This is a genomic window from Cupriavidus sp. SIMBA_020, from assembly GCF_046535395.1.
In the GTDB taxonomy this organism is placed as follows: domain Bacteria; phylum Pseudomonadota; class Gammaproteobacteria; order Burkholderiales; family Burkholderiaceae; genus Cupriavidus; species Cupriavidus campinensis.
On record NZ_JAWRWU010000016.1, the window covers coordinates 11,912 to 37,072 of the forward strand.

Consider the following 25,161-nt stretch of genomic DNA (forward strand, 5'->3'; position numbering starts at 1 on the left):
GGGCCTACTGTACCGAAAACGTTTTCGAAACAGCGGGACCGGGCTAGCGGGATATGTTTAGGCTTGCGGGTTCGATCCAGCACCCTGGGGATGACCATGAAACGCTTGAAGCTCTTCTTTTCGATCCTGACCGTGTGCTGCGCGGGCAGTGCCGGTGCACAGACGGCCGATTGGCCGCACAAGCCGGTCAGGCTGGTGGTGCCTTACGCGGCAGGCGGGCCGGTCGACAATCTGGCGCGTGCATTGTCAGTGCAGCTGGCCACCATCTGGGGCCAGCCGGTGGTGGTAGACAACCGGCCGGGCGGCAACGAGGTCATCGGCGCCACGGCGGTGGCCAAGTCGCCGGGCGATGGCTACACGCTGCTGCTGGCCACCGATGCCGCCGCTACCCTGAACCTGTATGTGTTCAAGAAGCTCCCGTACGACCCGATCAAGGAACTGTCGCCGATTACGCGGGTGGCCATGGCCAATATGGCGATCGCCGTGTCGCCGTCGCTGCCGGTAACCGACCTGCGCAGCTTCGTGACCTATGTGAAGGCCCATCCCGGCCAGGTGAGCTACGGCTCGGCGGGCATCGGCAATACCACTCACCTCGCGCTGGCGTGGTTCGCCAAGGAGAACGGGCTGGAAATGGTCCACGTGCCATACAAGGGGCTCGCGCCGGCCTTGCAGGACGTGATGGGCGGCACCATCCAGGTGACGATTGGCGCGGGCTCCGTGGTCGGCCCGTTCGCGCTGGGCGGCAAGGTCAAGGCGTTGGGCATCAACGGGGCCAAGCGGGCTTCGATCCTGCCGAGTGTGCCGACGTTTGCCGAGGCCGGGTATCCGAAGCTCGACGCCAGCTTCCCGTTCAGCCTGCTGGCCCCGGGTGGCACACCGGAGGCGTTGCGCCAGAAGATCTATACCGACGTGAAGAAGGTGGTCATGAACCCGCAATTCCGCAGTGACAATCTCGAGAAGTACGCGCTGGACCCCGTGCTGGACTCGCCCCAGGAATACGCCAAGGCGCTGGTCAAGGATCGGGCGCTGGCCGTGGAGAAGGTCAAGGCCTCGGGCGCCCAGCTGGACTAAGCTACGCGCCCTGCCTGCCAGGACGGCGGCGGATGCTTCCCTGTAAGGGGCGTCCGCCGCCGGATGCATTTCTGCTTCAATCACACCACTGCCCCATGGAAGACGACGTCTATTTCTATCGCCCGGATGCCGGCCACGGCCTGCCCCATGACCCGTTCAAGGCGATTGTCGCGCCGCGCATCATCGGCTGGATTTCGAGCCTCACCGCCGCCGGCACCCCCAACCTCGCGCCGTACAGCTTCTGCGCGGCAATGTGTTCCGATCCGTACATCATTGCGTTCTCCAGCGAGGGCTACAAGGACAGCGTGCGCAATATCGAGGCGACGCGCGAGTTCGCGTGGAACTTCGTCAGCCGCGAACTGGCCGAGAAGATGAACGCCACGTCCGAGCCGGTGGACCCCCACGTCGACGAATTCCGCCTCTGTGGCGTGGCGCCGGCGCCCGGGCGTGCCATCCGCGCGCCGCACGTGGCGGCGTCTCCGGCCGTGCTGGAATGCAAGCTGCTGGATGTGCGCGAGATCAAGGACCTGAACGGCGACGGCACCGACCACTGGCTGGTGCTGGGCCAGGTGGCCGGCGTGCATATCCGCCGCGCGTATCTGCGCGATGGCCTGTTCGACACCTTCCTGGCCGACCCGGTGCTGCGCGCCGGCTACCGGGCGGACTACATGCACAGCGGCAAGCGGCTGGAATTGTATCGGCCTTATTGAACGATCGTGGCCGATGCCGGCCCCGGCAGAGAAAAGCCCCCGCAACTCCTGGAGTGGCGGGGGCTTTGACTTTGGATGCGCGGACAGGGCTAGCGGCGCCGCCTGAGTTGCTCAAGATGCCGGGCGTGGCGATGGCGCACCGTCCAGATCAGCGCGCGCAGCACGGTGGCGCCGGAAGCCTTGACGGCCTCGGTGCAGCGCTCCAGGTCGGCTTCGGCCGGAAAGACGCGCAGCTCCGCCGCGCTGCCCAGCGCCACGGCCATCTCCGAGATCGACCGGGCGGCAATGGCGTTGCGCAGCAGGTTTTCCAGCCGCTGCTGTACCGCATGATCGCGGTCGTCCGCGCCCCGGGCGCCGTGCCGGACGTCCTTCACGCAGGCGCGGATGCGATGCAGCAGTTCGCTGGTGGAGAGCGAATCGCCGGCATGCACGGCTGGGGCCCGGGTCACGCGCCTGTCCCTGTGGTCAGGCTTCGTCAGCGGGACGCAGATGCGCGCTGGCCTCGTGCTCGATGCGCAGGTAGAGCGTTTCCGCCATCGGCTGGCGCATTTCCTCGAGGATGTGGCCGACCAGTCCGACCGAGCGCGCGGCCACGGCGAGGCCCCGGCAGATCTTCCAAGAAATGCCCATCTCCGAGGCCACCGCGGCCATCGCGCCGGTGACGTTGACCGGGAGGGGCCGCTTGGCCTGCTGCGTCGCCTGCTCGCCCAGCGCCACCATCAGCCTGATGTACGGGCCATCGAAGCCGGTTTCCTGGGCGACCTTGAACAGCGCCGGGGCGCGCGGGTCAATGGGCTTGTGGAAGGGGTGGCCGATGCCCGGGAGGATCTCCTTGCGGCTGCGGTACCCCGCCACGATGTCGGCGGCCAGCGCGTTCATGTCGACGTCATCGCCCACTTCCTGGCCTGGGAGCGACTCCTGCAGCAGGCGCGCGGCGTTGTCCAGCGAGCCGACGAACACCGAGCCCAGCCCCAGCAGGCCGGCGGCCACGGCGGCCTGCACCGCCTCCGGCGCGCCGCAGTAGGTCATGCGGGTGGCCAGCGAGGACGGCGTGATGCCGTGCTCCACCAGGATCACCATCATCGCGTTGAACATGCGCAGCTCGTTGTCGTCCGCCGGCAGCCGGCCGAAGATCTGCAGGAAGGCCATCTGGCCGAAGTCCAGCTTGCCGACGATCTCGTCGCACAGGTCGAGGCCATGGATTACCACGCGTTTCGGCGTGGCCCAGGCGATGTCCGATTTGATTTCCTTGAGTTTCATGGCGTCTTCCTTGTGTGGTCTTGGGGGTTCGGTGCGGTTTGAAGATGTTGCCGGGCGAGATCGCGCAGGACGTGCTTGAGAATCTTGACGCCGTTGGGGCCGTCCACCTGCGGGAAGGCGTCCAGCGCCACGATGCGCCGGGGCAGCTTGAACCCCGCGATGCCGCGCTTGCAGAACTCCAGCAGTGCCGCTTCGCTCACGTCTTCCGCGCGGGTGCGGATGAACGCCACGGCGACGTCGCCTTCCCCCTCCTGGTGAACGCCCACCACCTGCGCCGCCGCCACTGCCGGGTGCGTGACGAGGAATTCCTCGATCTCGGCCGGGTCCACGAGGTAGCCGCGCAGGCGCAGCGTGTCCTTGAGGCGCGACAGGTACTGGAACGCGCGGCCCTGCGCCCGGGCGAGGTCACCTGTGCGCAGCCAGCCATCGGAGGTAAAGGCGTCCGCCGTGGCGGTCGGGTTGTTGAGGTAGCCGGCCGTTACGTTGTAGCCGCGCAGCTGCAATTCGCCCTGTTCGCCTTCGGGGACGACTTCGCCGGTCGCGGGATCGACGATGCGGAACGAAATCACGGGCGCAACCGGGTGGCCCCCGGCCAGCCGGCGTTCGTCGCCAGTCGCGTTGGTATCGCGCAGCGCGGCCAGCGCGAAACATTCGGACATCCCGTAGATGGCGGTGAGCGGCACCTGCCAGTCGGCCCACGCCTTGTCGGTGATGCGGCTGCCCAGTCCCGCGAACTCGGCGAAGCCGCCCCGGCGCCAGTTTCGGAAGCTGTGGCCGGGCACGCCGAGGACCATGTCGAGCATGGCGTCGGAGCCGTAGAAGTGGGTCACTGCATGGCGTTCCATGGCCTCGGCCGCGGCCTGTGCCTTGAACACGGGCAGGAACACGCAGGCCGCGCCTGCTGCCAGCGAGGAGATCGCCAGGACGAAGCCCATCACGCCGTAGAGGGGCAGGGCGCAGAGGGTGGCGTCGCCGGGCCGCATGTCCGTGGCCGCCGCCACGTTCAGCACGTGCGTGACGATGCCGGCCTGCGTGTGCACGGCCAGCTTGGGTTTGCCGGTGGTGCCCGAGGTGCTGAAGGTGCACCACGGGTCCAGCCCCTCGCCGAGGCTTGCCGCGCGCGCGGGATAGGCGTCCCACATGAACTCGCCGGTCACCGGCACGTTGACCACATGCTCCAGCGCGCCGACGGCGTGCTGGATGGCCGAGGCGGCTTCCATATAGTCGAAATCCAGGAAGCGGGTGGGCACCACCAACATCCGTGCCTGTGCCGTATTCACCACATGGAGCGCTTCGGCCGTTTTCAGCCGGGTGCTGACGGGCACCACCAGCACGCCCAGCTGTGCCGCGCCAAACAACAACTGCAGCCAGACGGCGCCATCGGGAATCCAGACGGCAAGCGTGTCGCCCCGGCGCAGGCCCCGCTCCCACAGGAAGCTGGCAGCGCGCTGGGACGCCTGCTGGAGTTCGCCCCGGGTAACGGGTTGGCCTGCCTGATAGAAGGCGGGCAGGTGCGGATCATGGGCGGTCAGGATTTGCTGATACATGAATCCGTCCCTCACTGCGCCAGCGCGGCGCGAGCAATCTGCAGGCGCTGCATCTCGGAGGTGCCTTCGCCAATGCGGAATGCCCGCGCGTCGCGGTAGAAGCGCTCGACCGGCAGCTCGCACATATAGCCCATGCCGCCGAAGATCTGGAGCACACGGTCGGACACCCGGCAGCCCATTTCGCTGGCGAACAGCTTGGCGCGGGAAGCGGCAATGCGCGCCGCCGGGTCGCCGGCTTCGATCAGTTCCGCCGCGCGGCCAATCAGCAGGCGCGCCGCTTCGATATCGACATCGTTGTCGGCGAGCATGAACTGGATGCCCTGGTGCTGGCCGATGGCGTTGCCGAACGCCTTGCGCTCGTTGGCGTATTCGCAAGCCATGGCCTGGCCCCGCGCGGCCAGGCCGAGCGAGCGGCTGGCGGAGAGCAGGCGGTCCTGGTTGATCGACTGCATCATGCCGAGGAAGCCGGCGTTGGGCGCGCCGAGCACGTCCTCGTCCGGGACGAAGCAGTCCTCGAGCGTGAAGCCGTTGAGGTGGTAGCCGCGCCAGCCCATCTTCTTGTAGCGCGTCATGCCGACCACGCCGGGGTTGCCCTGCCGGACGATAAAGGTGCCGAAGCGGTCCTTCAGCGAGGCGGCCGGGTTGGTCACCGCCAGGACGATGATGTAGTCCGCGGTTTCGGCATGGGAAATGAAGTGCTTGCTGCCGGTGAGCGTCCAGCCGCCCGGCACCTTGACCGCGCGGGTCTTCAGGCCGCCCAGGTCGGAGCCTGCGTTCGGCTCGGTCAGGGCGTAGGTGATGGTTTTCTTGCCGGACAGGACATCGGGCAGGAAGCCGGCGCGCTGCGCGGCGTTGGCCTGCGTGAGCTGCAGCGGCAGGTGGCCGAAGACTTCGCTCAGCGGCACCGATGTATAGGTCAGCTCCTCCAGCACCACGACCTTGGCGGCGGCGGAGAGGCCGGGGCCGCCGATGGATTCGGGCAGGTTGAAGCCGTATAGGCCCAGCCCCGCCACCTCGGCGCGCAACTGCGCCAGCAGGTCCAGTTCGACGTCGTCGTCGGTCTCGATCTGCTGTTCGAGCGGTACCAGACGCTGGCGGACAAAGCGCCTGGCGGTCTCGCGGATCATGGAAAGCTCGGTGTCTTGGGAAGTGTCGTGCATGGTGTGCTCCTCGCCGGGGTTTTATCGGGCCATCGAAAACGTTTTCGAAAGAGTAGTGTTTGAACCAGGGGAAGTCAAGCAGGTGGGGCAAGGTCCTGCGGAAAACGGTTTCGGTCCGGATAGGCGCAGCCCGGCGCGGTGAGGGATAATGTTGTCCAAAGCACCTCAGGAATCCCAAGTGGACATCAAGGAATTTGCCGCCCATCTGAAGCTGTCGGTCAGCACGGTCTCCAAGGCGATGAACGGCCGGGCGGACGTCAGCCGTGACACGCGCGAACGCGTGCTGAAGGCCGCGGCGGAACTCGGATTCAGCCCGGACCCGGCTGGCCGGCGCCTGCGCCGCCAGTCGTCGGACACGATTGGCTTTGTGATCTCGGCGCCGCAGACGCAGTTCGCGCATCCGTTCTTCCTGAACATGCTGTCGGGGATCGACGAAGCGCTGGATGGCACCAACTACCAGGTGATCATCGCGTCCGGCCGCACCGTGGAAACGGAAATCGACGTTTTCAAGCGGCTGGTGGAGAAGCAGCGCGTGGATGCGCTGCTGTTCGGCCGTACGCGCCGGCACGATGAACGGATCGAATATCTGCTGGAACGGGACATCCCGTTCGTGGCCTTTGGCCGCAGCGAGAGCTCGCAGGACTTTCCGTTTGTCGATATCGACGCAACCGTGGTGGGCCGGGATGGCTGCGGGCGCTTTATCGCGTTGGGTCACCGCCGGATTGCGCTGGTGCACCCGCCCGAGTACCTGATGTTCAGCTACTGCCAGCGGCTTGGCTATGAAGAGGCGCTGCGCGCGGCCGGCATTCCGCTCGACCCGGCACTGTGCGTGGAGGAAGCCATGACAGAGGAGGGCGGGCTGCGCGCTGCACGTGCGCTGCTGGCGCTGCCCAATCCGCCCACGGCTTTTGTCTGCGGGCAGGACATGGTGGCAGTGGGCGTGATGCGGGCGATTGCCGAGGCCGGCAAGGTCGTGGGCCAGGACGTTGGCGTGATCGGCGGCGACGACCATCCCGTGGCGCGGCTCGTGACGCCGCCCCTCACGACCTTCACCGCCGAAACCAATCGCGTCGGCAAGCGCCTGGTGGAAATGCTGCTCGCCCGGCTAGACGGCGCGGACCCCAGGACCTTGCAGGAAGTCTGGCGGCCCGAGCTGATCCTCCGTTCGTCTGACGGCCCGCCCAGACCCCGCTAATCCCCTTCGATGATCGACCCGGCGCAAGCTTTGCCTTGTGCCGTGCCGCTCTGCATGCTATCTTTTACGAAAACGTTTTCGAACAAACCGGAACCGTATGGAGGGACAGGATGACGAGGTTGGAAAGTGCGGAAAGCGCCAGTTTTTCGACGCGTTTAAGGCTGCGCAACGGCGACACGGACCAGTTCCGGCACGTCAATAACGCGGCGATCGCCACCTGTTTCGAGGAAGCGCGGATGGCGATCTTCCAGCAGGCCGATCTGGCGCCCTGCATGGCAGGCAAGACCGTCGTGGTGGCGCACCTGGCCATCGATTTCCTCAGCGAGGTGTTCTACCCGGGTGAAATCGAAGTCAGAACCACGCCCGTGGCGGCCCGGAATACCTCGTTCGAACTGATGCAGGGGCTTTATATGGGCGACACCCTCTGCGCACGGGCCAAGGCGATCTGCGTGCTGATGGATGCCGCGCAAGCCCGGCCCACGCCGCTCCCTGATGCCTTCCGCGACCGCTTAACCCTCAGACCTTGCGCGTGACCATGAAAACCTTCACTACCTTGATTCTCGACGTCCGGGATGACATCGCCGTCATCACGCTGAATGACGTGCAGCGGCGCAATGCGCTGTCCCGGCGGATGGTCGGCGACATGTTCGACGCCATCGAGTCCAGCCAGGCGCAGGGCGCCCGGGCGCTGGTGATTGCCGCCAATGGGCCGACGTTCTGCGCCGGCGCCAATATCGATGACCTGCGCGATGGCTGGATGGAGCAGGCCGACCCCCGGACCGACCCCGCCTTGCTGTTCCGCCGGCTGGCGGAAGAGAAGCGGATCGTCGTGGCGGCGGTGCAGGGGCCGGCCGTGGGCGGCGGCTTCGAGCTGACGCTGGCCTGCGATCTGGTCATCGCGGAAGAGGGGGCGTGGTTCGCGCTGCCCGAGGTGACCCGGGGCGTCATCCCCAATACCGGGCTGGCGCTGCTCCAGCACATCGTCGGTACCCGGCAGGCACTCGAACTTGTACTCACCGGGAAGCGATTGCCGGCGCCCGAGGCGCTGCAACGTGGGCTGGTAAATGAAGTGGCGGAGAAGGGCGCGTCGCTGGGCCGGGCCTTCGAGCTGGCGAAATCCATCGTCGCCAACGCCCCGCCGGGCGCGCTGGCGGCGGCAAAGGGCCACCTCCACGCCCATGCCGGCTATGACTGGGGCCGGGTGGTCCGCTCTGTGTCCGACGTGCCGCGTGCCGAATGGCAGGAAGGGCTGGATGCCTTCACCGAGAAACGCGCGACGGATTTCGACCGCCTCTGGCAGGCCAGCCAAAGGGGGCAACAGGCATGATCGAGTACATCAACCATGCCAGCGCGCCGTTGCCGCGCGGCCATTATTCCCAGGCGGTCAAGGCGAATGGCTTGATATTCGTGTCGGGCCAGCTCCCGATTATGTTGGGCGATGACCTGAAAATCCCGGCCGGCCTCGACGCCCAGGTCAGGCAGGTGTTCGACAACCTGAAAGCCATCCTGCTGGCCTCGGGCAGTTCGATGCAGAACCTGGTCAACGTGCAGATATTCATCGCCGATATCGCCAACTGGCCCCGGGTGAATGAACTCTATGCCCAGATCCTCGGTGACGGCCCGGCGCCGGCGCGCACGGTGGTCCCGTGCCCGACCATCCACTATGGCGCGGAACTGGAAGTCAATGCGATAGCCGTGGCCTAGACGGCGCCGCAGCGCCCCATCAGCAAATGGTGCTCCGCTTAGGAGCTTTTCTGGCCATCCTGTTTTCCGGGATGGCTTTTTTTTGCATTTTTCCCGCTGGTGGGCGGCATGCGTCACAGCGCAACACTTTTCATGCCGATTATCGATAGTTGTTAATTCGATGAAAGAAAAATTGACTTCCGTAAGACCGCGAAGTGGAGAAGGATCAGGCACGAAACCAGATTTCAGGGAGCCTGCCATGAGACGCATTGCGGTATCGAGCCTGCTTGCCGTTTCGCTCTGGGGCTGTAGCCACGCGCCATCGACGCCTCCGGCGGCTCCTGCGCCCCCCAGCGCTTCCAAATCGAACGCGGCGCCGCCCCCGGCCCCGGCTGCGTCTTCGTCCGCGCCCCCAGCGGCCAATGCCGTGGACCCGGCTGTGGTGCAGGCGCTGCAGAACATGGGCAAGTACCTCCAGACGCTGCGCACGTTCGAGGCGCAGGTCGACCTTTCCGGCGAACGCGTGCTCCAGGATGGCCAGAAGCTGCTCCACATGGCTACGGCCAAGGTGGACGTGCAACGCCCGAACATGCTGCGCGCCGAAATGCGCAGCGCACGGTCTGCGCGCGACCTGATCTACGACGGCAAGACGGTGGTGCTCTACCTGCCCGAGCAGAAGTACTACTCGAAGGCGCCGTTCACCGACAACCTGGATGAGCTGGGGAACCGGCTGCAGGAGCGGTACGGCATCGAACTGCCGGTGGCGGACCTGTTCCTCTGGGGCACGCCCCAGGCACCGCTCGGGAATATGACCTCCGCGATGAATGCCGGCCAGGACGTCGTGGATGGCGAGGTCTGCGACCACTATGCCTTCCGCCAGGACAATGTCGACTGGCAGATCTGGATCGCCACCGGCGCGCGGCCCCTGCCGCGCAAGCTGGTCATCACCAATCGTGCCGATGAGGCACGCCCGCAATCGGTCTCGCTGATCCGGTGGCGCGTCAATCCGGGCTTCAATGCATCCCGCTTCACGTTCACGCCGCCCAAGAATGCCACCGAGGCGAAGTTCGTTCCGCTGAAGTCTCAGTAAAGGAGCTGCATCATGCACCACGCTATTGGGAAGGGCTTCTTGCTGTCGATGGCCGTGATCTTCCTCGCCGCAGCCACGGCGTGGGCCCCTGTGGCGGACGCGCGTCCCGCTGGCGGAGGCGGGCACGCGGGCGGCAATCGTGCCGCGGCGGCGCCGGCGCGGGGCGGCGGCGGTGGCGCGCAGCACGTCAACAACCAGCATGTGGATGCGCGCGCCAACAACGTGCGCAGCAACAGTGTCAACAGCGTCAATACCAACCGCAACGTGAACGTCAATTCGAACCGCAACGTGAACGTGAACGTGGAGGGCGGCGGCGGGTGCTGCCACAACGGCTGGGACAATGACTATCACCCCGTGGCGACGGCTGCGGCGGTGACCGCCACCGTTGCGGTGACCTCCGCTGTGATCGGCTCCATGGTCCGCACTGTGCCGCCCGGGTGTGCGCCGGTCAATTACGGCGGCATGGTGTACCAGCAGTGCGGCACCACCTGGTATCAACCGCAGGGCTCGCAATACGTGGTGGTGAATCCACCTTACTGACGGGCATGGTACGAGGGCCAGCGAGGGGTGGCCTTCCTGTTTCCCAAGTCGGGAGGGCAGTGCGCCTAGCGCCAGGCGTAGGCGATGCCGGCGCCGTAGGTCACCTGGTTGCGCGTGCCGCGCTGCGTGACGATGGGGCTGTCGGCGGCGCTGCCGGTGATGCGCTGGTAATAGACCATGGCGCCCGCATGCCAGTGCTTGTCGATCCGATAGATCGCCCCGAGCCAGCCCGTGCCCTGTTGCAGGCCGCTGCCGGGCGTGTAGACGGGCAGGCCGCTGGCGGCGCTGTCTTCGGCAGTGACGCCGAAGTAGGTCCGGTTGAAGCTGCCGCTTACCCACGTCAGGCCCATGCCGAGCCCGAGCATCATTCGGGTGTGCACGGGCACCCAGAAGGTACCCGTGGCCGACACACGGGCCCCGCCATACACGATGCCCGCGTTGGTCAGCACATTGATCCCGCCGCGCAGGCGGTACGGAATGCCGCCGCTATGGATGTACTCGTAGCTGATAAAGCCGCCGGCTTCCACGGTGGTGTCGATCTCGTGGATCCTGGCGACGACGGCGTCGTCGACATTGTTCCGCCCCAGGCGGAGCGAGACGGCCGGGCCGTACTGGAAGCCGGTCAGGCTGCCGAAGTTGAACTGGGCGTAGGGGCCATACCATTCCAGCAGCCGGCCGCTTTCCGAGGTGTAGCGCAGGCCCGGCAGCACGCCGATCATGCGTTCGTTGCCGCCCGCGTACTGGGTGGTGGAGCCCACGCCAACGCCAAACATGTTCGGGATCGTGCTGGGCAGGTCGAAGGGAGAGGCCATCGCCGTGGAGGCGGCGCCGGCCAGCAGCGCGCCAAGGAACCGGCTCGGCGCAGGCTTCCGGCGGTAGGGCGGTCGCGCGCTCATCGTAAGAGTCTCCTTGCGGCGAACCCGCGCAGGCACGCGGGACTGGCCATCTGCGGATTGTGCAAGCGCCCGGCCGGCAAGAGAAGTCAGTCTTTTCGGGCGGCCCGTTAAATGAAATCGACGCCTTCCCGCCGCTGGTTTGTGTCGATGTGTGTGTCGATTGGCCTGGCAGGTGCGGCCCCGCCCGGGCAGGCGGACGAGCCGGTGGAAGCCGTGGAGGGCGCGGCGAGCGCGGAGGAAAAGCAGGGCTGGATCGACAGGATACTCACCAAGCTCGGCGCATCGGACGCCGTGGACGTGAGCCAGGGCATCGACTGGGGCGTGCTGCCGGGACCGTTCTATAACCCGGAAATGGGCTTCGGCATCGGCGCGGCGGCAATCGGCCTCTACAAGCCGGCCAACGCCGCGCAGGAGACGCAACTGTCCACACTGTCGATTCGCGGCTTCGGCACCGTCAAGGGCGCCTACGGCATCTCGATCGAGAACAACACGTTCTTTGCCGACGACAGCTACCGCTTTCTCATCGAGGCGGATCTCATCAACATGCCCACTGCCTACTGGGGCATCGGCTACGGCAGCGCCATCGACAGTGCCAACAAGGAGGCGTACACGCGCAAGGAGGTGGTGCTCCAGCCGAAGATCATGATGCGGGTACGCCCCAACGTCTACGTAGGGGCGGGGTGGAGCTTGCAGTACGACGATGCGGTGAAGCTGGAGCGCGGTGCCGACAGCAAGCTGGCAACCGATCCCCACGGCCCACGCGTGCTCAGCTCCGGGGTCAGCGCGCATTTCTCGTACGACACGCGCGACTTCATCCCCAATCCTTACCGGGGCGAATCGCTGCTGGCCAACGTCACCGTCTACCGCCGCGGACTTGGCAGCGATACCAATATGGAGAACGTGGAACTCACGTTCAACAAGTACTTCCGCATGCGCGAGCGCGATGTGCTGGCCTTCGACGCCTACGCCAACATGAACTGGGGCGATGTGCCGTGGGACATGATGGCGACCCTCGGCAACAACAAGCGGATGCGCGGCTACTTCTCGGGTCAGTTCCGGGACAAGGTCATGGCCGGGGTGCAGGCCGAGTACCGCTGGCACATCGCCGGACGGCAGGGCATGGTCTTCTGGCTCGGCACCGGGGCGGTCAGTCCCAATGTGGGGGCGCTGTTCCGGGGGCACTGGCTGCCGAACGGCGGTATCGGCTACCGCTTCGAGTTCAAGCCCCGGGTCAACGTTCGCTTCGATGCCGGGGTGGGGCGCAATACGAAAGGCGTGTATTTCCAGATCAACGAGGCGTTCTGACATCGGGCACGTTCATCGCTCACATCCCGTACACGACTGATCGGGCGGCGGGAGGCCCTGCTTCCTGCCTTTCTTATAGGGGTTACCCTAGTAAAAACGTGTCCGTGACGCAACAAAATTACTGATTCGCATTACGGTGTGTTGCAATCCCCACATACAATGCCGTTACAATCTACACGTTTACTTACAAAGCTAAGTATTCGAGGCATTGCAAAAAAAATAAATATGTTCGGGGTGGGGTTGCCATGCGTGTTTCCGTTTCTTTGGTGTTCGTGACAGTTTTGAGCCTGGCGGGATGCGCCGGGCAGACGGCGGAAGGGCAGTTGTCCCGCTCGCCAACGGTGCGCGTGTGCAACGGCAATGCCTGCGCCGAGCAGGACCGACGCCTGACCACATTCCAGGGCGCGCCCGTCGATATCGAGGCCGAGCGCCGCATGCAGGCCCTGACCGAAGTGGCGGAACGCAATCCCAACGCGGCCTATGACCTGGGCCTGCGCCTGCTGCGCGGCGACGGCGTGGAGCGCAACAGCTATCAAGCCCTCGAGTGGATGCGCAAGGCCGGCGACAACGGCCACGTGCAGGCCCAGCTGGCGCTTGGGCGAATCTATCTGATGGGCTTTGAGGAAATGGGCGCGGACCCGGCGGAAGCCGAGGCCTGGCTGACCCGTGCCGCCTCCAAGGGCAGCAAGGAAGCCCGCGACCTGATCCCGCAAGCTCAAGCCGCCAAGAAGGACGAACAGAGTCTGTACCAGGTACGCGAGGCGTATCGCAAGTCTTGGTACGCGTGGTACAGCAGCTACCCGTATTACTGGGTCTGGGGCCCTTCCGGCTGGTATCTGCGCTAAGCCCGCCCCCTCCTCCTCTTTCCATCACTTCCAACAACAGGCGATTTCATGCCCAAGAAGACTTCTTTGCGCTTGGCCGCACTGGCCGCGTCCCTGGTTCTGGCTGGCTGTGCCATGCCGGGCGCCGGCGGTAGCATCTCCACTGGCACGGCACCGACGGCCGCCACCGGCGCCGCGGGCGGCGCAAGCAGCGTGAATGCCAATCCGTCGCTGGAGCGCTGCGACGCGCCCCTGGGCACGCTCGCCGTGGATGATGGCCGTGGCAAGGAGTGGTACGCAAGCTTCGGCGCCACGACCAAGATCACGACTATCGAGCCGCTGATCCGCCTGGCCGTGCAGCAGTCGAACTGCTTCGTGATTACGTCTGTCGGCAACAATCGCACCGAGAGCAAGCTGTCGTCGATCACCGACAAGCAGCGCAATTCGGGCGAGTTCCGGGCTGGTTCGAAGCAGCAGAAGGGCCAGCGCGTGGCCGCCGACTTCTACATGGAGCCGGCCATCATCATCGACAACGACGCCACGGGCCAGCTGGCTGCCGGTGTGGGCAGCCTGTTTGGCGCCGCCGGCGCACTGGTTGGCGGTGCCATGCAAAGCAAGGCATCGGTCGTGACGCTGACGATGTTCGACATCCGCTCGGGCGTGCAGCTGTCCATCTCCGAAGGCAACGCCACGGCCACCAACTTTGGTGCCGCCATGGGCGCCTTTGGCGGCGGTGCGGCTGGCGGGCTTGGCGGCTTCTCCCGCACGCCGGAAGGCAAGGCCACGGTTGCAGCGTTCATGGACGCCTACAACAACATGGTGGTCTCGCTGCGCAACTACAAGGCGCAGGAAGTGAAGGGCGGACTGGGACGCGGCGGCCGCCTGAAGGTCGGCTCTTAATCGTCTTGGCAGTGCCCCCGGCCACCGCGCAACGCGGTGGCTGATCAGGCGGGAGACGGGCACACTAGTCCGTCAATCTCCCGCCGCCTGTGCCGCCTTCGCCGCCTTCGCCGCCTTTCGCGCAAGGCGACACGAATCCCTCCTCCCGTCCGTTCCCGTGCCAGTATCCGGATCGCCCGATCAAGCTCGTGGTGGGATTCCCGCCGGGCGGTACGCCGGACGCGATCGTGCAGCGCCCGTCCAAGGCTGTGTCGGAAGGGCTGCGCAATGCCGATCTGCAGCGCGTAGTGCGGCAGGATGGCGCCCGGGAGGCCGCGTTGGTGAACGGCACGGCGTCACATATGCTGGATTTCGACGATGCACACTTGCAGTCCCGCGTGCATCCGTCCGTGCCGCTGTGGCCGGCGATTCTCGCGCAGGCCGAAGGGGGCCGGCATCACGGCATCACGGCATCGATGCAGCAGGTCCGTCGCCTGGGGTACGCCATCAATCGGGGCGAATGGCGCCCGGGCGTGAACGGACTGGCCGCGCCCATTTTCGATGGAACGGGCGCGGTCATTGCGGCGGTTGGTATTTCCGGACCGGACACACGGCTGCGGCCCACGCGTTTGCGCGATTTGGCCGCAGCCGTGTGCGAGGCAGCCGAGCAGCTATCCACAGGGCTCGGCGAATTCGGCCCGCATGCCTCGCTGCTGCGCGTGACCAACCACTGGGGCGGGCTGCGCTAGGGCCTGGACATGCCTGCATCGTCAAGCGCCGTCGAAGAACGCATTGCGGGGCCGGTCAATGCGCGGGATTGCCGATGCAGCGGCCATCGTTGCCATCGGCTTCTGTGCCGGCGTGGGCGAGGCGGTGGTTGTGCCGGCTGCTACGCGTGCCTCGGCGGCCTGGAGTTTGGCCGGATACGTGCTGCCGACGCGGAACGGATCGTATCCGGCCTTTTCCACCTGCACCAGATCCTGCCGGACTTCAGCGCGGGTTTCCGGCTGGATGGCCGGCGTGCCTTGCTGCGCAGCCACCTTGGCCTCCGCCGCCTGGATATCGGCGGGATAGTTGTTGGTGTTGCCGAACGGGTTGTAACCGGCTTTCTCTACCCGGATGAGGTCCGCGCGCACTTCCGCGCGGGTAACCGGGCCCGGAGTGCTTTGTGCAAAGGCCAGCGCGGGCAGGGCGACAAGGGCCAGGCCGGTGAGTCGTACAAGTGTTTTCATGATGTGCTCCTTGCGAACTAACGGGTGGATCCGGATGGATCCACGACGCTTCTCAGCGTCTGATGCCAGCATGCGCGTGTACGGCCGGCGCGATTTTCGGGTTCGCATGGATTTCTTGCGCGATCACGATGCAGGAGACTGGTGGGCGGTTGCAGCGCAGCGCGATCCACTTTAGGCGCGCGGAGGCATCGGCAAGCGCACGATCAAGCGCTTTCAAGGGGGAATCATGACGGATTGCGATCAAGTGTTTGCGGGCACGATCCCGAGGTTCTACGACACGTTCATGGTTCCGTTGATCTTCGAGACCTATGCCGCCGATCTGGCCGCGCTGGTTGCGGCCGCCCCGCCCGGCGCGGTGCTGGAGACGGCAGCCGGCAGCGGCGTGGTCACGCGCGCGCTTGCGCCCAAGCTGGGCGCCGGCGCGCGCTATGTGGTGACCGACCTCAACCAGCCCATGCTCGACTATGCCGCCAGCCGGCAAGGGCCCGACAGCCGCATCGAATGGAAGCAGGCGGACGCGCTCAACCTTCCGTTCGAGGCGGCGTCATTCGACGCTGTCTGTTGCCAGTTCGGCGCGATGTTCTTTCCCGATCGGGTCGCCGGCTATGCCGAGGCGCGTCGCGTGCTGAGGCCGGGCGGGCGTTTCATCTTCAATGTCTGGGATCGCATCGAAGAGAATGTCTTTGCCAATGACGTTACCGACGCCGTTGCCACGGTGTTCCCGCACGACCCGCCGAGATTCCTCGCGCGTACGCCGCATGGCTATCACGATGTCGCGCTGATCCGGGAGGAGTTGGCCCGCGCCGGGTTCGCCGGCGTCCAGATCGAGACCCGCGAGAAGCTGAGCCGCGCGAACTCGGCGCGCGACGTCGCCACCGCCTATTGCCTGGGTACGCCGCTACGGAACGAGATAGAGGTGCGGGACGCCAGCCTGCTGCAACACGCTACGGACCGGGCGGCCGAGGCGATTGCCAGCCGCCATGGCGACGGTCCCGTGGCCGGGAAGATCCAGGCCCATGTAATCGTGGCGGCAGGCTAGCTGTCGCCCGGCAAGGATCAGGGCTACAACTGGTTCGGCGGGTCCTGAAGGCAAGGCATTCGCGACGCTCCGGACTGCACGGGCACCGTGAACTGGATGAGGGCGCCGCGCGGTGCGTGCTCGCTGGCCCATAGCCGGCCGCCGTGCGCGTCGATGATCGACTGGCAGATGGACAACCCCATGCCCAGGCCAGAGGGCTTGGTGGTATAGAAGGGCGCAAATATGCCGGCAGGGTTCAGGCTGCCGAAGCCCGGGCCGGAATCCCGCACGGTAACGAGGACGCAGCCTTCGGCCGTATAGCCCGTGGCGATCAGCAGATGCCGTTCGGCCTCGCTGACACCAAGCATGGCCTCGATCGCATTGACGATCAGGTTGAGCAGCACCTGCTGCAACGCCACGCGCTCGCCCTCGATGGCGGGCAGGTCGCGCGCAAGCTGCATCTCCACCCGGGCGTGGCTCTGCCTCGCTTCGCCGCCGGTGAGCGCGACCACCTCGCGGATGGCGGCGTTGATGTCCACCCGTTCCTTGCCGGGCGGCGCCTTCCTGATCATTTGCCGAATCCGGCCGAGCACATCCGCCGCGCGATTGGCATCCTTGACGATGCGCTCCAGCGCGAGCCGGACTTCGTCGAGGTCGGGGCGCGGCAGGTTGAGCCAGCGCGTCGCGGCCTGGGCGTTGGTCACGGTCGCGGCAATCGGTTGATTCACTTCATGCGCGATGGAGGCTGCGAGCTGCCCCATGGTGGCCACGCGGTTGGCGTGCGCCAGTTCCGTCTGCACCTCGCGATAGCGCCGTTCGCTCTCGCGCACCCTGTCTTCGGCCTGCTTCTGCTCGGTCAGGTCCAGCACGAAGGCGACGCCATCCCGCCCGCCGGGTTCGAACGTCGCCAGGCCGACGATGACCGGTACCCGGCTGCCGTCCTTGCAGAGGTACTCCGTCTCCAGCGGCGGCACGCGCCCCGTCAGGATCAGCGCTGCCGCGGCTCGATCGGTGTCCTGTTGCATGTCCGGCGGCGTCAGGTCCCGCCAGCGGAAGTGGCCCGAGACCAGATCCGTCCGCGCGTATCCCACCATGTGAAGAAACGCGTCGTTGGCTTCCAGGATCTCTCCATCGTCGCGCCAGACGGCGATGCCGATGATATTGGCCTCCACAAGCCGCCGGATCCTGGCCTCGCGCTCGGCAACGTCGCGATACAGGCGCGCGTTCTCCAGCGAGATCGCGGCCTGTGAGGCCACCAGCCGCAATACCGCAATGCGTGACGGACTGAATACCCGTGCCGCCAGATTGTTCTCGAGGTAGAGCGCGCCCGTGAGCTTGGCCTGGGTCATCAGCGGCACGCAGAGGATGGAGCGGGCGCGATGCTGGCGGATGTACGGGTCGGCGGCATAGGGCGGTTCGGCCGCAGCGTCGTCCAGAAAGAGGGGCTCCCGCGTGCGCATCACGTGGTTGAGCACGGACGCCGGCAGGATCGCCGCGCTGACCGGCACATCGTGCGGATGCAGGCGGGTCGCGTCGCTGGTGGCTTCCGCGGCAATTCGCTGTGCGCCGCCGTCTGACAGGATCAACAGGCCGCGTTCCGCCCCGGCCTGTTCGATGGCGGTGCGCAGGATCATGTCGATCAGCTTTTCCAGCACGATCTCGCCCGAGGCGGCCTGCGTCACCTTGATCACGGTGGCGAGGTCCAGCTGGTCGACCGGTGTGGCCATCGTGTTCGTCGCGCCGGGCGTGGCGGCCTCCGCGCGCAGGTACGGATGCTGTGCCTCGAGCTGGCGGGCCTTCCCATCCGCCCCCCAACGCAGGTAGCCGTAGTGGGCGTCCCGCAGATACGCCCGCGCGATCTTCTCAAAGCCGCGCGCCGCGTAGAAACGGGCCGCGAGTTCGTTCGCCAGGGCTTCGATGTTGAGGAAGCCGTCGTCGCGCGCCACGCGGATGGCCTCCTCGTAGCGGTGTTCCGCATCGATGTCGCGGCCTTCGACGCGGGCGATCTCGGCGGCCACGAGCGCGGCGTGGCAGGCGAAGTTCTGGGGGCAGAGATCCGCCCAGACCCGCAGTTCACGATGATGGTCGGCCAGGATGTGCAGATGCGGCGGTCGGTCGCCGGCCGGGAGCGTGCCGCAGAGGTCAGCCCGGGCCAGCGCGCCGTAGAGGTAGTACTCGGCTTCCTCGAGGAACGCGTGCGAGCTCCAGAGCCGCGCCTTGGCATGGGCAGCGGCCTCCATCGCCGCTGCGCAGTCGCCGGCAAGATAGCGCGCCTGGAGTTTCCGGATCCAGTACCAGCAGGCGAAGACCGGAGACGCTGTCGATAAGCGCTGTTCGATGCGGCTTTCGTTGAAGTGTTCGCCATCGAGGCAGCCGAAGGTCGGGGTGATGCCGCGCAGCATGTGGATCAGCGCCAGCTGGGTCTCGCTGAAGCCGATGGCAATGCCGAAGCGCACCTGTCGGGCATACGCCAGGCCGCGTTCGGCTTCGCTCTGTAGCGCGGGCAGGGGCTCACCGGCAAAAAGCAGGTCCGACAGCAGGTTGTTGCGCGTGAATGCGCCGGACGGAATATCGCCGACGCGGTTCGCCGCGTCGAACGCACGCTGCAGTTGCTCGCCGCACGTGCGCACCGGTTGCGACCAGCGTGCAACAAACACGGAGAACGACAGGTAGGTGCGCGCTTCATAGCGCTTGAGGCCGCGTCGCTCGACGAGCTGGCAGCCGAGTTCCCCGAACCGGAATCCCGCCTGATAGTCTCCGAAAATCCGCCCGGTCACCCTGGCGAAGTTGGTATAGGCCACGCACGACGCATCGGTATTGCCGTGCTCGAGGCTGAGGCTGATCGCCTTGCAGATCGTCAGCCAGGCCAGGTTGCCATCCTCGCGGGCCGTATGCAGGGCGGGCGAGGAAAGCTTGGCCAGCGCCTGGATCGTGGCGAGGGCGACCGGGTCTTCCATTGGTGGAAGATCGATCAGGGTCTCGATTGGCCGGTCACCGAGCAGCGACCAGATGCGCGCGTATTCGTGACGTACCGCGATCTCGTCCGGCTGGGGCGACCATTCGATGCCCACCTGACGGAGCAGGGCGAGGCAATCCGCGACCGCGCGGTCGCCCTGGCCGAGAATCAGGTACAGATCCATCTGCCAGCAGGCGATCTCCAGACGTTCGACCACGTTCACGGCGCGCTCGGCCAACGTCATGAAGCGCGTTTCGGCGGCGGTCAGCTGGCCGATCAGGAATTCACACTGGGCCCGGTTCGATTCCAGCGCAAACATCAGGTCATAGTGGTGTTGCCAACCGCCGTCCTGCAGCAGGCTGGCGCCGGCGCCGAGATACGCCACCGCGGAGGCATAGGCGGTGGACGCCTTGGCGCGCTGGCCTGCGAGCAGGTTGAATTCGGCCAGCTGCTCGCGTTCGGCGCACGCCGTGATCAGTGCGGCGCCGCGATTGAGGTGGCCGACGATTTCGAAGATTGCCTCGTCGCGTTGCGCCGGCGGCGTGCGGGCGGCCAACAGCCGGCCGATCCGCAAATGCGCCTCGCTGCGCAGGGCCTCAGGAATCAGCGTGTAGGCGGCTTCATGCACGCGGTCGTGCACGAACGCATAGGTGGTTTCCTGCCGGATCACCAGTTCCTGGCGAATCGCCTCCCACAGTACTGTGTGGATCTGCACCTCGGGCATGCCGAGCACCGCCGCCAGCGTCGTGATCTCGGCAGCGTTGCCGAGGCACGATAGCTGCTGCAGCGCCTGCTGCGTCGGCGCCGGCAGCTTGGCCAGCTTGCCGACCAACAGGGCCACGACGTTGTCGGTGTAGCCCTTGGCGTGGATGCGCGCCGGGTCCCAGCGCCATTGCCGCGTGGCGTGGTCCGGGGTGAGCAGGTCTTCGTCGACCAGCGCGTGCAGGAACCGGATCACGAAGAACGGATTGCCGGCGGTCTTTTCATGCACCAGTTGTGCCAGGGGCTCGATCCGTGCCGGCTCCCCATGCAGCGCCTCCGCGAGCAGCTGACTGATATGCGCGCTGGCAAGCGGCGCCAGCTGGATGTCATCGACGCGCGCGCCCGCGTTGCGGATGGCCTGCAGCTTGCCCGTCAGCGGATGGGCGGCACCGACCTCGTTGTCGCGGTACGCACCCACCAGCAGCAGGTAGCGCAGGTCCGCGTGCGTCAGCAGGTCTTCGATCAGGTCCAGTGTGGCGGCGTCCAGCCATTGCAGATCGTCCAGAAACAACGCGAGCGGGTGTTCCGGGCGGGCGAATGCGCCGAGAAACGCGCGGAATACCAGCAGGAAGCGGCGTTGCGCCTGCTGCGGCTCAAGCTCGGGTACCGGAGGCGGCTCGCCGATGATGAGCTTCAGCTCGGGAATGAGATCGGTCATCAGCCCCGCATTCGGCCCCAGCGCTGCCAGCAGGGCGCTGCGCCAGCGCTCCAGCTCCGCATCGGACTTGCCGAGCAGCATCCGCACCAGGCCCTGGAAGGCCTGCACCAGCGTGGCGTACGGAATATCGCGCTTGTACTGGTCGAACTTGCCAGATGCAAACAGCGCGCGCGGCGGCACCAGCGCCCGGTGCAACTCGTTGACGACGGAGGATTTGCCGATGCCGGAGTAGCCGGACACCAGCACCAGTTCCGGCGTGCCGGTGCCGACTACCCGGTTGAACGCGTCGATCAGGGTGCGCACTTCGTGCTCGCGCCCGTACAGCTTCTCGGGAATCAGCAGGCGGTCGTGCGTGCCGTGCGCGTCGAGCGGGAAGTCCTCGATGCGGCGCTGGCGCTCCCAGTCTTCCAGGCAGCGGCGCAGGTCGTGCTCCAGCCCGACGGCGGTCTGGTAGCGCTCCTCGGCCGTCTTGGCGAGCAGCTTCATGACGATGCGCGAAATCGTCGCCGGTACGGTTTCCTGCCGCGCGCGCGGCGACACCGGCATCTTGGCGATGTGGCAGTGTATCCACTCCATCGGGTCCGTGGCGGTGAACGGCAGCGCGCCGGTCAGCATCTGGTAGAGCGTGACGCCGAACGCGTAGAGGTCGCTGCGCGAATCGATCGACCGGTTCATCCGCCCGGTCTGCTCGGGTGCCATGTAGGCCAGCGTGCCGGCGATGGTCTCGGGCGGCTTGGGCGCCTGGCGCTCGCGCGGCAGGCGCGAGGCCAGGCCGAAGCCGGTGAGCCGTGCCTGCCCGTCGGCGCAGTTCACGACGATATGGGTCGGCTTCAGGTCCTTGTGAAGCAGCCCGCGCTGGTGGAGCCCGCATAGCGCGCTGGCGATGTGCACTGCGTGGCGCAGGAATGCCCCGATCTCCATCGGCGCGCCAAGCAGGCGCGAGAGCGGCTCGCCACCCGGATCCTCGAGCACCAGCACAGTCTGGCCGGCCTCTCGCACCAGTTCCAGCGGCCGGATTGCCCAGGCGCTGTCCAGTTCGTCCTTCAGGCGATATTCGTGGCCAAGGCGGTCCAGGCTGGCCGGCGATGGCTGTTCCGCAGCGGGCCGTGCCAGCAGGAAATCGCCGCCGGCCTCGTCCGGGCGCCGTCCTCGATAGAAGACACGCTCGCCGTCGTCCCACAAGATCTGCAGTCCGTTACCCATTACCCCGAAGCATCATGTAGCGCATTCCTGCGGACGCAGGTATCGCGTGAAGATACGCCGACGCCGCTGCGGCACCATTGGGGAATAGTATGATTATGTGACTATTAGTCCATATTTGCGATGCGACATCCATGCCCTGGTCCTTCAGCCTGTGGCATACCTGCCCGACCCAGCGCACTGGCTTTGCACCTGAAGGGTGCGCTCGCTGATCGCCTGGCATACCGAAAATCGCTTCCTATAATCATCTGGCTCTTCACGCGCGAGAGCCGCCAAGGGGTGGCGCTACGACAGGTGCGAGCGCCACCCGGCATCCTGCCTGGCCCGTACCGGGAATGGCTTCGAGGATCAGGCATCGACTCAGGGTGCAACGATGACGCAGCAATTCCACATCACGCGCGTGACACCAGCCTACTGGCGTGTCACGGTCGACCATCCGCCATTCAATATCTATGGTCCGGAATCCATGCCGCAGCTGAACCAGGTCATGACCGAGCTCGAAAGCGCTGCGGACCTGAAGGTGGTGGTGTTCGATAGTGCCGTGCCGGGCTTCTTCCTGACCCACTACGATTTCGTGCCGCCGCTCGAGGTCACCACCCGCATGGCGCCCGGGCCGACCGGCATGCCACCGTTGCCCGACATGCTGGTCCGCCTGAGCCGGGCCCCGGTGGTGTCCATCGCGTCGATCCGCGGCCGTGCCACGGGCGTGGGCAGCGAACTGGCGCTGGCCTGCGACATGCGGTTTGCCAGCCGGGAGAAGGCGGTGCTCTCGCAGTTCGAGATTGGCGCGGGTTTTGTGCCCGGAGGCGGGCCCATGGCGCGCCTGCCACGGCTGATGGGGCGGGGGCGGGCGCTGGAGGTGCTGCTCAGTGGCGCCGATATCGACGGCGCGCTGGCCGAGCAATACGGCTACGTGAATCGCGCGCTGCCAGATGCCGAACTGGATGCCTTCGTCGATGGACTGGCGCGGCGCATAGCGTCGTTCGACAAGACCTCCATCTCCGAAATCAAGCATCTGGTCGATGTGGCCAGCCTGCCGCCGGATGAGGACATCGCAGCGGAGTGGGATCGATTCATCGCCTCCGTCCAGCGGCCCGCCGCCCAGCGGAATATCGGCCGGCTCATGGAGCTGGGGCTACAGGAAGCGCCCGATGTCGAAATTCATCTCGCCAGATACACCGGCCAGGTGAACCAGCCGGCCGACAGGTAGACCCCCACTTTCGCTCAACGGAGAAACATGATGAAGATCCTGATGGTCCTGACCTCGCATGACCAACTCGGCAATACCGGCCGCAAGACGGGTTTCTGGCTTGAAGAGCTGGCCGCACCGTATTACGCCTTCAAGGATGCGGGCGCTGACATCGTCCTGGCCTCGCCCAAGGGTGGCCAGCCGCCACTGGACCCCAAGAGCAACGAGCCGGATTTCCAGACGGAACTCACGCATCGGTTCGAGGCCGACGCGGCCGCCAAGGCGCAGCTTGCCGCCACCGTGCGGCTGGATTCCGTCTCGCAGGCGGATTTCGACACGGTGTTCTATCCGGGCGGCCATGGCCCGATGTGGGATCTGGCCGAAGACAAGCACTCGATCGCGCTGATCGAGTCGTTCATTGCCGCCGGCAAGCCCGTGGCACTGGTCTGCCATGCGCCGGGCGTGCTGCGGCATGTGGTGACGTCCGACGGCAAGCCGCTGGTGCAGGGCAAGAAGGTCACGGGCTTCACCAACACCGAGGAAGCCGCCGTGGGGCTGACGCAGGTGGTGCCGTTCCTGGTGGAGGACGAACTGAAAGCCAAGGGCGGCCTCTATTCCAAGGGGGATGACTGGGCACCCTACGTGGTCGAGGATGGCCTGCTCATCACGGGCCAGAACCCGGCGTCCTCGGCGGCAGGGGCAGCGGACTTGTTGAAGCGGCTGGCATGAGGTAACGCCCGCCGCCAGGGCGCGCCGATGACGTGATCGGGTGTTCAGCCCTCGATGCGGCGCGCCCAGGCGAGTTCGACGAACACCGCGCACAGCGCTTCCATGCCCGCCTGGTCCGCTTCGTCGAAGCGGGCTTCGCGGGGGCTGTCGACGTCCCACACGCCAATCAGCGTGCCATCGGGTGCAACCAGCGGCACCACGATTTCCGAGCGCGAGGCCGCATCGCAGGCTATATGACCGGGGAAGGCGTGGACATCGCGCACCAGTTGCGTGGCGCGCGTCTGCGCCGCCGTGCCGCAGACACCGCGCCCGATGGCGATGCGTACGCAGGCCGGCTTGCCCTGGAAGGGGCCCACCACCAGTTCGGTGCCATCGTAGAAATAGAAACCGGCCCAGTTCAGGTCGGCCAGCGAGTGGTAGACCAGCGCCGAGAAATTCGCGGCATTGGCGATCAGGTCGCGCTCATCGGCAAGAAGCCCGCGCGCCATGTCCACCAGCGTGGCGTACTGGTCAGACTTCGGGGCGGCGCAGAGATCGTCGGAAAGCTGGAACATCGTGAGGGGGCCGGAGGTGTTGCGGAAGGGCCGATGATATACCGGCCGGCTGCCGCCTTCAGGCGCTCGACTCAAGCCCCCGGGACCGGCGCCCCCCGCAACGCCAGATTCAACTGGTCCACCATCTCCGCCCAGTCGGCGTCCTCCATGTACTCGTCGCGCAGCAGCGTTGCCTGCGCGGGTGTCCAGAACGGTGCCTCCCAGAGTTCGAGGTCGTCGGCGAGCGGGGAGTGCGTGGTGATGAAGGCGCGGATATCGGCCTCTTCGGCGGGCAGGCCGAGCTGTGCGAACAGGTCGGAGAAATGGTGGAAGGACAGGTCCATCGCGTGCTCCTGAAGGTTGGCCGGCAGGGGAATGGCCGATTGATTCTCTCTCGCCAGCGGGGGGGCCGCAATCCTCCCGGCGCCTACACGCGCTTTGTGATGCGGCGGTCTCCCCGAGCGCTGTTCCGGTTACCGTAAGGATTGGACCAGTACCTTAATTGATGCCTGCCGCCCGCCGCCGTATTGTGGGATCACAACCAGATCAGCGGCGCGCCGGGCGGAAGTGTTCCGGACGCGACCCCATCCACCCGGAGACAACTCGTGACCGCCAGCCCCCGCCAGCGTTTGCCTTAGCGGCGAATCCCCCGGCAGTCCTGCCGATGCCATTCCCATGCCTTCCCTACCAAGCGGGGTGCGCCGATGCGTGCCTGCCGCGATGG

The 25,161-nt window shown here is 66.2% G+C and carries 23 protein-coding genes and 1 pseudogene; 15 read left to right on the forward strand and 9 right to left on the reverse strand.

From position 1 onward, the window contains the following. Positions 1 to 96 precede the first annotated feature (96 nt). Positions 97 to 1,071 carry a Bug family tripartite tricarboxylate transporter substrate binding protein gene (locus SB751_RS24205; protein ID WP_186296777.1) on the forward strand — a complete coding sequence of 325 codons (975 nt, stop codon included), beginning with the start codon at positions 97 to 99 and terminating at the stop codon, positions 1,069 to 1,071. 95 nt (positions 1,072 to 1,166) lie between these two features. Further along, a complete protein-coding gene (locus SB751_RS24210) occupies positions 1,167 to 1,781 on the forward strand; it encodes a flavin reductase family protein (protein WP_144196548.1) in 615 nt (204 codons plus the stop codon). 89 nt (positions 1,782 to 1,870) lie between these two features. Here SB751_RS24210 and SB751_RS24215 read toward each other — a convergent pair whose 3' ends face one another. From SB751_RS24215 to SB751_RS24230, 4 genes are read right to left on the reverse strand one after another with little or no spacing between them, the layout of a single operon-like run. Continuing rightward, a complete protein-coding gene (locus SB751_RS24215) occupies positions 1,871 to 2,230 on the reverse strand; it encodes a hypothetical protein (RefSeq protein WP_144196549.1) in 360 nt (119 codons plus the stop codon). 16 nt (positions 2,231 to 2,246) lie between these two features. Then, positions 2,247 to 3,041, reverse strand: a complete 795-nt coding sequence (locus SB751_RS24220; protein ID WP_144196550.1) for a citryl-CoA lyase — start codon at positions 3,039 to 3,041, stop codon at positions 2,247 to 2,249. Continuing rightward, the gene (locus SB751_RS24225) at positions 3,038 to 4,588 is read right to left on the reverse strand and encodes an AMP-binding protein (protein WP_410748641.1); all 1,551 of its coding nucleotides are present in this window, start codon (positions 4,586 to 4,588) and stop codon (positions 3,038 to 3,040) included. The genes SB751_RS24220 and SB751_RS24225 overlap by 4 nt, the downstream gene beginning before the upstream one ends. An 11-nt stretch (positions 4,589 to 4,599) precedes the next feature. Further along, positions 4,600 to 5,748, reverse strand: a complete 1,149-nt coding sequence (locus SB751_RS24230) for an acyl-CoA dehydrogenase family protein (RefSeq protein WP_211942864.1) — start codon at positions 5,746 to 5,748, stop codon at positions 4,600 to 4,602. Between the two features lie 178 nt (positions 5,749 to 5,926). Between SB751_RS24230 and SB751_RS24235 the strand changes: the two genes are divergently transcribed. The 6 genes from SB751_RS24235 to SB751_RS24260 all read left to right on the forward strand — a co-directional run bounded on the left by SB751_RS24235 (position 5,927) and on the right by SB751_RS24260 (position 10,256). Next, positions 5,927 to 6,943 (forward strand): LacI family DNA-binding transcriptional regulator, encoded by a 1,017-nt coding sequence (locus SB751_RS24235; protein WP_092294874.1) that lies wholly within the window; start codon positions 5,927 to 5,929, stop codon positions 6,941 to 6,943. A 110-nt stretch (positions 6,944 to 7,053) separates the two neighbouring features. Further along, positions 7,054 to 7,476 carry an acyl-CoA thioesterase gene (locus SB751_RS24240; protein WP_144196552.1) on the forward strand — a complete coding sequence of 141 codons (423 nt, stop codon included), beginning with the start codon at positions 7,054 to 7,056 and terminating at the stop codon, positions 7,474 to 7,476. A gap of 2 nt (positions 7,477 to 7,478) precedes the next feature. Beyond that, a complete protein-coding gene (locus tag SB751_RS24245; protein WP_092294878.1) occupies positions 7,479 to 8,270 on the forward strand; it encodes an enoyl-CoA hydratase/isomerase family protein in 792 nt (263 codons plus the stop codon). Then, positions 8,267 to 8,647: a RidA family protein gene (locus SB751_RS24250; RefSeq protein WP_092294880.1), complete on the forward strand. Its 381-nt coding sequence runs from the start codon at positions 8,267 to 8,269 to the stop codon at positions 8,645 to 8,647. Before SB751_RS24245 ends, SB751_RS24250 begins: the two co-directional genes overlap by 4 nt. A 238-nt stretch (positions 8,648 to 8,885) precedes the next feature. Beyond that, a complete protein-coding gene (locus SB751_RS24255; RefSeq protein WP_144196553.1) occupies positions 8,886 to 9,716 on the forward strand; it encodes a DUF2092 domain-containing protein in 831 nt (276 codons plus the stop codon). A 12-nt stretch (positions 9,717 to 9,728) separates the two neighbouring features. Next, positions 9,729 to 10,256 carry a hypothetical protein gene (locus SB751_RS24260; RefSeq protein ID WP_092294883.1) on the forward strand — a complete coding sequence of 176 codons (528 nt, stop codon included), beginning with the start codon at positions 9,729 to 9,731 and terminating at the stop codon, positions 10,254 to 10,256. Positions 10,257 to 10,321: 65 nt separating this feature from the next. Here the strand turns inward: SB751_RS24260 and SB751_RS24265 are convergent, their stop codons facing one another. After that, on the reverse strand, positions 10,322 to 11,152 hold the full coding sequence (locus tag SB751_RS24265) for a MipA/OmpV family protein (protein WP_410748642.1): 831 nt from the start codon (positions 11,150 to 11,152) through the stop codon (positions 10,322 to 10,324). A 111-nt stretch (positions 11,153 to 11,263) separates the two neighbouring features. On the opposite strand from SB751_RS24265, the gene SB751_RS24270 reads away from it, so the two are divergent. The 4 genes from SB751_RS24270 (at position 11,264) to SB751_RS24285 (ending at position 14,909) form a co-directional block, all read left to right on the forward strand. Then, positions 11,264 to 12,457, forward strand: a complete 1,194-nt coding sequence (locus SB751_RS24270; RefSeq protein WP_250025470.1) for a BamA/TamA family outer membrane protein — start codon at positions 11,264 to 11,266, stop codon at positions 12,455 to 12,457. 245 nt (positions 12,458 to 12,702) lie between these two features. After that, on the forward strand, positions 12,703 to 13,302 hold the full coding sequence (locus tag SB751_RS24275; protein WP_144196554.1) for a tetratricopeptide repeat protein: 600 nt from the start codon (positions 12,703 to 12,705) through the stop codon (positions 13,300 to 13,302). 48 nt (positions 13,303 to 13,350) lie between these two features. Continuing rightward, entirely contained in the window at positions 13,351 to 14,181 is an 831-nt protein-coding gene (locus SB751_RS24280; RefSeq protein ID WP_144196555.1) for a hypothetical protein, read from the forward strand. A 188-nt stretch (positions 14,182 to 14,369) separates the two neighbouring features. Then, on the forward strand, positions 14,370 to 14,909 hold the full coding sequence (locus SB751_RS24285; protein ID WP_244844546.1) for an IclR family transcriptional regulator C-terminal domain-containing protein: 540 nt from the start codon (positions 14,370 to 14,372) through the stop codon (positions 14,907 to 14,909). Positions 14,910 to 15,086: 177 nt separating this feature from the next. Here the strand turns inward: SB751_RS24285 and SB751_RS24290 are convergent. Next, positions 15,087 to 15,392: pseudogene (locus SB751_RS24290) on the reverse strand (DUF4148 domain-containing protein); the annotation flags it as partial. Positions 15,393 to 15,618: 226 nt separating this feature from the next. Between SB751_RS24290 and SB751_RS24295 the strand changes: the two are divergent. After that, positions 15,619 to 16,431, forward strand: coding sequence for a class I SAM-dependent methyltransferase (locus SB751_RS24295; RefSeq protein ID WP_144196796.1), 813 nt, complete (start codon positions 15,619 to 15,621; stop codon positions 16,429 to 16,431). Positions 16,432 to 16,454: 23 nt separating this feature from the next. On the opposite strand, the gene SB751_RS24300 is transcribed toward SB751_RS24295, so the two are convergent. After that, positions 16,455 to 21,989 carry an AAA family ATPase gene (locus SB751_RS24300; protein WP_211942861.1) on the reverse strand — a complete coding sequence of 1,845 codons (5,535 nt, stop codon included), beginning with the start codon at positions 21,987 to 21,989 and terminating at the stop codon, positions 16,455 to 16,457. Positions 21,990 to 22,359: 370 nt separating this feature from the next. On the opposite strand from SB751_RS24300, the gene SB751_RS24305 reads away from it, so the two are divergent. Together SB751_RS24305 and SB751_RS24310 are read left to right on the forward strand one after the other, a co-directional pair. Continuing rightward, the gene (locus SB751_RS24305) at positions 22,360 to 23,196 is read left to right on the forward strand and encodes an enoyl-CoA hydratase/isomerase family protein (RefSeq protein WP_144196557.1); all 837 of its coding nucleotides are present in this window, start codon (positions 22,360 to 22,362) and stop codon (positions 23,194 to 23,196) included. Positions 23,197 to 23,226: 30 nt separating this feature from the next. Beyond that, positions 23,227 to 23,904 (forward strand): type 1 glutamine amidotransferase domain-containing protein, encoded by a 678-nt coding sequence (locus SB751_RS24310; protein WP_410748657.1) that lies wholly within the window; start codon positions 23,227 to 23,229, stop codon positions 23,902 to 23,904. A gap of 44 nt (positions 23,905 to 23,948) precedes the next feature. Here the strand turns inward: SB751_RS24310 and SB751_RS24315 are convergent, their stop codons facing one another. Together SB751_RS24315 and SB751_RS24320 are read right to left on the reverse strand one after the other, a co-directional pair. After that, positions 23,949 to 24,458, reverse strand: a complete 510-nt coding sequence (locus SB751_RS24315; RefSeq protein ID WP_144196558.1) for a GAF domain-containing protein — start codon at positions 24,456 to 24,458, stop codon at positions 23,949 to 23,951. A 71-nt stretch (positions 24,459 to 24,529) separates the two neighbouring features. Further along, positions 24,530 to 24,781 carry a DUF2789 domain-containing protein gene (locus tag SB751_RS24320; protein ID WP_144196559.1) on the reverse strand — a complete coding sequence of 84 codons (252 nt, stop codon included), beginning with the start codon at positions 24,779 to 24,781 and terminating at the stop codon, positions 24,530 to 24,532. Positions 24,782 to 25,161 lie beyond the last annotated feature (380 nt).

Bases quoted from the DNA above. Each gene is read 5' to 3' on its own strand.
- SB751_RS24205 (WP_186296777.1), top strand. From the start codon at position 97: ATGAAACGCTTGAAGCTCTTCTTTTCGATCCTGACCGTGTGCTGCGCG.
- SB751_RS24210 (WP_144196548.1), top strand. From the start codon at position 1,167: ATGGAAGACGACGTCTATTTCTATCGCCCGGATGCCGGCCACGGCCTG.
- SB751_RS24220 (WP_144196550.1), bottom strand. From the start codon at position 3,041: ATGAAACTCAAGGAAATCAAATCGGACATCGCCTGGGCCACGCCGAAA.
- SB751_RS24225 (WP_410748641.1), bottom strand. From the start codon at position 4,588: ATGTATCAGCAAATCCTGACCGCCCATGATCCGCACCTGCCCGCCTTC.
- SB751_RS24230 (WP_211942864.1), bottom strand. From the start codon at position 5,748: ATGCACGACACTTCCCAAGACACCGAGCTTTCCATGATCCGCGAGACC.
- SB751_RS24240 (WP_144196552.1), top strand. From the start codon at position 7,054: ATGACGAGGTTGGAAAGTGCGGAAAGCGCCAGTTTTTCGACGCGTTTA.
- SB751_RS24245 (WP_092294878.1), top strand. From the start codon at position 7,479: ATGAAAACCTTCACTACCTTGATTCTCGACGTCCGGGATGACATCGCC.
- SB751_RS24250 (WP_092294880.1), top strand. From the start codon at position 8,267: ATGATCGAGTACATCAACCATGCCAGCGCGCCGTTGCCGCGCGGCCAT.
- SB751_RS24255 (WP_144196553.1), top strand. From the start codon at position 8,886: ATGAGACGCATTGCGGTATCGAGCCTGCTTGCCGTTTCGCTCTGGGGC.
- SB751_RS24260 (WP_092294883.1), top strand. From the start codon at position 9,729: ATGCACCACGCTATTGGGAAGGGCTTCTTGCTGTCGATGGCCGTGATC.
- SB751_RS24265 (WP_410748642.1), bottom strand. From the start codon at position 11,152: ATGAGCGCGCGACCGCCCTACCGCCGGAAGCCTGCGCCGAGCCGGTTC.
- SB751_RS24270 (WP_250025470.1), top strand. From the start codon at position 11,264: ATGAAATCGACGCCTTCCCGCCGCTGGTTTGTGTCGATGTGTGTGTCG.
- SB751_RS24275 (WP_144196554.1), top strand. From the start codon at position 12,703: ATGCGTGTTTCCGTTTCTTTGGTGTTCGTGACAGTTTTGAGCCTGGCG.
- SB751_RS24280 (WP_144196555.1), top strand. From the start codon at position 13,351: ATGCCCAAGAAGACTTCTTTGCGCTTGGCCGCACTGGCCGCGTCCCTG.
- SB751_RS24295 (WP_144196796.1), top strand. From the start codon at position 15,619: ATGACGGATTGCGATCAAGTGTTTGCGGGCACGATCCCGAGGTTCTAC.
- SB751_RS24300 (WP_211942861.1), bottom strand. From the start codon at position 21,989: ATGGGTAACGGACTGCAGATCTTGTGGGACGACGGCGAGCGTGTCTTC.
- SB751_RS24305 (WP_144196557.1), top strand. From the start codon at position 22,360: ATGACGCAGCAATTCCACATCACGCGCGTGACACCAGCCTACTGGCGT.
- SB751_RS24310 (WP_410748657.1), top strand. From the start codon at position 23,227: ATGAAGATCCTGATGGTCCTGACCTCGCATGACCAACTCGGCAATACC.
- SB751_RS24315 (WP_144196558.1), bottom strand. From the start codon at position 24,458: ATGTTCCAGCTTTCCGACGATCTCTGCGCCGCCCCGAAGTCTGACCAG.
- SB751_RS24320 (WP_144196559.1), bottom strand. From the start codon at position 24,781: ATGGACCTGTCCTTCCACCATTTCTCCGACCTGTTCGCACAGCTCGGC.